4 protein-coding genes and 1 riboswitch are annotated in these 4,907 nt (G+C 70.9%); of the genes, 2 read left to right on the top strand and 2 right to left on the bottom strand.

Annotated elements, in window-relative coordinates:
* Window positions 1-252 precede the first annotated feature (252 nt).
* Together G6020_RS11240 and G6020_RS11235 are read right to left on the bottom strand one after the other, a co-directional pair.
* The gene (locus G6020_RS11240) at window positions 253-2,079 is read right to left on the bottom strand and encodes an acyl-CoA dehydrogenase C-terminal domain-containing protein (RefSeq protein WP_182610690.1); all 1,827 of its coding nucleotides are present in this window, start codon (window positions 2,077-2,079) and stop codon (window positions 253-255) included.
* 106 nt (window positions 2,080-2,185) lie between these two features.
* Entirely contained in the window at window positions 2,186-3,349 is a 1,164-nt protein-coding gene (locus G6020_RS11235; protein ID WP_182610689.1) for a pyridoxal phosphate-dependent aminotransferase, read from the bottom strand.
* A 45-nt stretch (window positions 3,350-3,394) separates the two neighbouring features.
* Between G6020_RS11235 and G6020_RS11230 the strand changes: the two genes are divergently transcribed.
* Complete coding sequence (locus G6020_RS11230; protein WP_179523662.1) at window positions 3,395-3,856, top strand: Rieske (2Fe-2S) protein; 462 nt, start codon at window positions 3,395-3,397, stop codon at window positions 3,854-3,856.
* Window positions 3,857-4,115: 259 nt separating this feature from the next.
* Window positions 4,116-4,309, top strand: a riboswitch (FMN riboswitch).
* 93 nt (window positions 4,310-4,402) lie between these two features.
* On the top strand, window positions 4,403-4,907 hold a 505-nt coding region (locus G6020_RS11225; protein ID WP_182610688.1), incomplete at its 3' end, for a nicotinamide mononucleotide transporter.

Raw genomic sequence — 4,907 nt, 5'->3', positions numbered from 1 at the left:
GACGACGCGATACGGATCCCGGGTCTGCCGGAGTTCCGGATACCGGTCCTGCCCGGCAACTGACCAGTCCCGCCGCACCGCACAGCACCGCCGCACAGCACCGCCGCGCCGCTGGCCACCGCTGCACCGCACCGCACCGCCGCGGATCCGGTGATGCACCCGAAATGCACGGATCCCCGGGGGTCGTGCGGCGTGTCGGGACCGAACACGATGCACAACCCCCGGGGAACGCGGGGCGTGGTCAGCGGTGGATCAGAACGCGGCCTCGTCCAGCTCCATGAGCTCGCTGCCGAGGCCGGCGACGATCCCGCGGGTGGCGGTGATCAGCGGGAGCTCGTTGTTCGCGAACCACTTGGCGGCGGCGATCTTGCCGTTGTAGAAGCCCTTGTCGGCGTCCGACGCACCGTCCAGTGCCCCGAGGGCGACCTCTGCGCCGACGAGCAGTCGCCAGCCCATCATGAGGTCGCCGAACGCCATGAGCAGACGGACCGAGGCCAGACCGATGGTGTAGAGGTGCTTGGGATCCTCCTGCGAGGCGAGGAGGTGGTCGAAGCAGGTGCCGACCATCGCCTCGACGTCGGCGAGCGCGGTGGCCAGGACCTCGCGCTCGGCGGCCAGCTCCGCGGGCCCGTCGGCCTCGAGGAACTTCTTGATCTGCGCCGAGACGTGGCCGATGGCGGTGCCGCGGTCGCGGGCGATCTTCCGGAAGAAGAAGTCCTGCGCCTGGATCGCGGTGGTGCCCTCGTACAGGGAGTCGATCTTGGCGTCGCGGATGTACTGCTCGAGGGGGTAGTCCTTCAGATATCCCGAGCCGCCGAAGCACTGCAGCGACTCCGCCAGGCACTGGTAGGAGCGCTCGGACCCCACGCCCTTGACGATCGGGAGCAGCAGGTCGTTGACGGTGTGCGCCAGTTCCGGGCCGGCGCCCGAGACGACCTCCGCGGCCACGATGTCCTGGTGGGCGGCCGCATAGAGGTACACCGCGCGCAGTCCCTCCGCGTACGCCTTCTGGGTGAGCAGCGACCGGCGCACGTCGGGGTGGTGGATGACGGTGACCTTCCCGGCGTCGGGCTTCCCGGCGTCGGCCATGTCGTTGCCCTGCACGCGCTCCCGGGCGAACTCCAGCGCGTTGAGGTAGCCCGTGGACAGGGTGGAGATCGCCTTGGTCCCCACCATCATCCGAGCGGCCTCGATGGTCTTGAACATCTGCTTGATTCCCAGGTGGGAGTCCCCGGCGAGGAAGCCGACGGCGGGCCGGCCGTGTGCGCCGAACGCCACCTCGCACGTCGCGGAGGCGGTGAGCCCCATCTTCTTCTCGATCCCGGTCACGTACACGCCGTTGCGCTCACCGGGCGCCGCGGTCTCGGGGTCCGGCAGGTACTTGGGGACCAGGAAGTAGCTCAGGCCCTTGGTTCCGGGGCCCGCGCCCTCGGGCCGGGCGAGCACCTGGTGCCAGATGTTCTCGAACAGGTCGCCGGAGTCGGCGCCGGTGATGAACCGCTTGGCGCCCTCGATGTGCCAGGTGCCGTCGGGCTGCTCGATCGCCTTGGCGCGAACGGCGCCCACGTCCGAGCCCACCTCGGCCTCGGTGAGCATCATGGACGAACCGTGGTTGCGGTCGATGATCCGGGCGGCCCATTTCTGCTGCTGCTCATTGCCGATGGTGTGCATGATCTCGGCGAACAGCGGTCCGGACAGGTACATGAAGATCGACGGGTTGGCCCCCAGGAGGAACTCCGTGATCGCCCACGTGACCATGCGCGGCGCCGCGACGCCGCCGACCGCGGGATCCACTCCGACCAGACCCCACCCACCGTCCTGCCAGGCGCGGACCGAGGCCACGTACTCCGGCGGGAGCGTGACCTCGTGGGTCTCGGGGTCGAACGTCGGCGGGTTCCGGTCGGCGGCGGAGAACGAGGCCGCCACGGGCCCCTCCGCCAGGGCGGCGGCCTCCCGCAACATGGTGCGCACCGTCTCGCCGTCGAGCTCCGTGTCGTCCCGATCGAGGATCTCGTCGAGCCCCAACACCTCGAACAGGACGAACTCCAGGTCACGCGGGTTGCTGCGGTAGTGGGACACTCGGGTACTCCTCGTCGACGCACGGGCGCGCCGCCCGGCGCGCCAGGCAACCACCGTAGGGCCTGCGAGACGCTCGCGCGAGTCGGTCCGGAGCGCGCTCCGTTTCTTACCGGTCGGCGAGCGCGCGGAGCCGGCGGCCGGCCTCGTCGAGGACCTCGGGCCGCTTGCAGAACGCGAACCGCACCAGGTGCGACCACTCGTCGGAGTACGTGTCGGTGAACGGCGCGAACGGCACCGCCGCCACGCCGATCCGTCCGGGCAGCTCCAGGCACCAGGACGCCGCGTCGGTGACGCCGAGCGGACGCGGATCCGCCGTGAGGAAGTAGGTCCCCTGGGTGACGGCGAGGTCCAGCCCGACGCCCGTGAGGATGTCCACCAGCTGGTCCCGCCGGTCCTGCATCTGCGCCCGTAGCGCCCGGATCCACGCGTCCTCGTGACGCAGGGCGTGCGCGACGGCGAGCTGCAGCGGTGTGCCGGCGGTGTAACTCATGTACTGCTTGGCGGCCCGGACGCCCGCGATCAGCCCGGCCGGCCCGGTCACCCATCCGATCTTCCAGCCGGTGCAGTTGAGCATCTTGCCGGCGCTCGAGATCCGCAGGGTGCGCTCGGCCATCCCCGGCAGGGTGGCGATCGAGACGTGCTCGTTGTCGTCGTAGGTCAGGTGTTCGTAGACCTCGTCCGAGATCGCGATCGCGTCGAACTCGTGGCACAACGCCGCGATCTGCTCGAGGTCCTCCCGCGGCAGCACCGCTCCGGTGGGGTTGTGCGGCGAGTTGACCAGCACTGCCCGCGTCCGCGGGGAGAACGCCGCCCTCAGTGAGTCCACGTCGAGGCGGAAGCGGTCGCCCGAGCGGACCATCCTCGCCGCGCGCCTGGTGGCCCCGGCCATCGCCACGGTGGCGGCGTAGGAGTCGTAGTACGGCTCGATCACCACCACCTCGTCCTCGGGCTCCACCAGGCCCAGCACGGCACCGGCGATCGCCTCGGTGGCGCCGACGGTGACCAGGACCTCGGTGTCCGGGTCGTGGACCAGACCCGTGTGGCCGGTCTCGTGGGCGACGATCGCGTGCCGGAGTTCGGGCACCCCCGTCCCGGGTGGGTACTGGTTGTGGCCCTCGCGCATGGCACGCACGGCGGCGTCGATCATCGACGCGGGGCCGTCGGTGTCGGGGAAGCCCTGCCCCAGGTTGACGGCCTCGAACCGCACGGCGAGTTGGGTGACCTCGGCGAAGATCGTGGTGGCGTGGGGCTCGAGACGGCGGACGGTCATGTCGTCAGCCTAGGTCCGCCGTCGCCGCCCGATACGATGGACCACATGACCGAGCACCCCGCCGCCGCATCCGTCTCCGTCGGACCGTGCACGCAGCGCCGCACCGTCCTGGCCGCCCTGCCCGGGATCATCCTGCTGCCGGGGATCGCCTCGGCGTGCGGGATGACCGAGCCGGCGGAGCCGCCGTCCACCGTGCAGCAGACGACCGAGGTGCAGGCCACCTCGATCCCCGCCGCGGACGTGCCCGTCGGGACCGCCAAGCAGGTTAAGTCGGGGGACGCGACGGTCATCGTCGCGCAGCCCACACAGGGTGAGTTCGTCGCGTACTCGGCCCGCTGCACCCATCAGGGTGGGACCGTCCAGGTGGTCCGCGACCTGCACCTTCGGTGTCCGCTCCACGGCGCCGAGTACGACGCGACTGACGGCAGCAACACCCTCGCGCCGGCCCCTCGGCCGCTCGACGTGGTCCCGGTGACCGAGGCGAACGGCCAACTGACGATCGGCTGACCCGCGGCTGACCTGAAGCTGGCCCGGGCTGCCCGGCGGCTGACCTGGGCCGACCCGCGGACGCGGGGCGCGGGCCACCAGCACCCGCCCCGCATCGAGAAGAGCGTTCCGCACCCATCGGCCGAGTGAGAATGCGCGGAACGCTCTTCTCGACGGTGTGCTTCCCGGCAGCGCGACGCCGGCGGGTTGACGGAGTGACTCATCGCGCCTCCCGGGGTGCGGTAGTTGCGGCGTCGCACTCGGTGGGAGTAGAACGGGAACACGTTCTCAGGGCGGGGTGAAATTCCCCACCGGCGGTGATGCCACCGGCTCCATAGCCGGGGGCGAGCCCGCGAGCGCCCCGCACACGCGGCGGGCCGGACATCGAGTCCGGCCAGGCCGCATGCGCGGGGGTCAGCAGACCCGGTGTGATCCCGGGGCCGACGGTCATAGTCCGGATGGAAGAGAACAACGTGTCCCCGAGGGACCGCGGCCCGGCCGTGGAACCGTGGGCGATGCGGCATAAGCCCTGGGCCGTCTGTGTTGAGCCCGTGAAAGGGGCACACGATGAGCCTTCTCGTCTCATTCCTCGACGCGCAGTTGATGATCGGCGGAGTGCCGATCCTGTGGCGCGAGATCATCGGCAATGTCTTCGGCCTGGCCGCCGCGATCGGCGGGATGCGCCGCGTGGTGTGGGCCTGGCCGGTGGGGATCGTCGGCAACCTCACGCTGCTCACCGTCTTCCTCGGCGGCGTCTTCCACACCCCGCAGGACGTCGACCTCTACGGTCAGGCCGGACGGCAGGTCATGTTCCTCGCCGTCGGGCTCTACGGCTGGTGGCGCTGGTCGCGGGACCGTCGGATCAGCGCGGCCCTGCCCGGGCAGGCGGGGGTCGAGGCCGTCGCGGTCCATCCGCACTGGGCCACGGGCCGGCAGCGGGCGGGGCTCGTCGCAGGGATGATCGTCGGCACGCTGGTCTTCGGCTGGATCTTCTCCGAGCTCGGGTCGTGGGGCCCGTGGGCGGACGCGTGGATCTTCACCGGCTCGATCCTGGCCACCTACGGCATGGCCC

This window comes from Dietzia sp. B19 (genome assembly GCF_014145155.1).
Classification (GTDB): Bacteria; Actinomycetota; Actinomycetes; order Mycobacteriales; family Mycobacteriaceae; genus Dietzia; species Dietzia natronolimnaea.
Note: the sequence above shows the minus strand (reverse complement) of the source record. Positions and strands in the feature narration are given on the sequence as shown.

Excerpts from the sequence above, each read along its gene's own strand:
- G6020_RS11235 (WP_182610689.1), bottom strand. The coding sequence starts at position 3,349 with ATGACCGTCCGCCGTCTCGAGCCCCACGCCACCACGATCTTCGCCGAG.
- G6020_RS11230 (WP_179523662.1), top strand. The coding sequence starts at position 3,395 with ATGACCGAGCACCCCGCCGCCGCATCCGTCTCCGTCGGACCGTGCACG.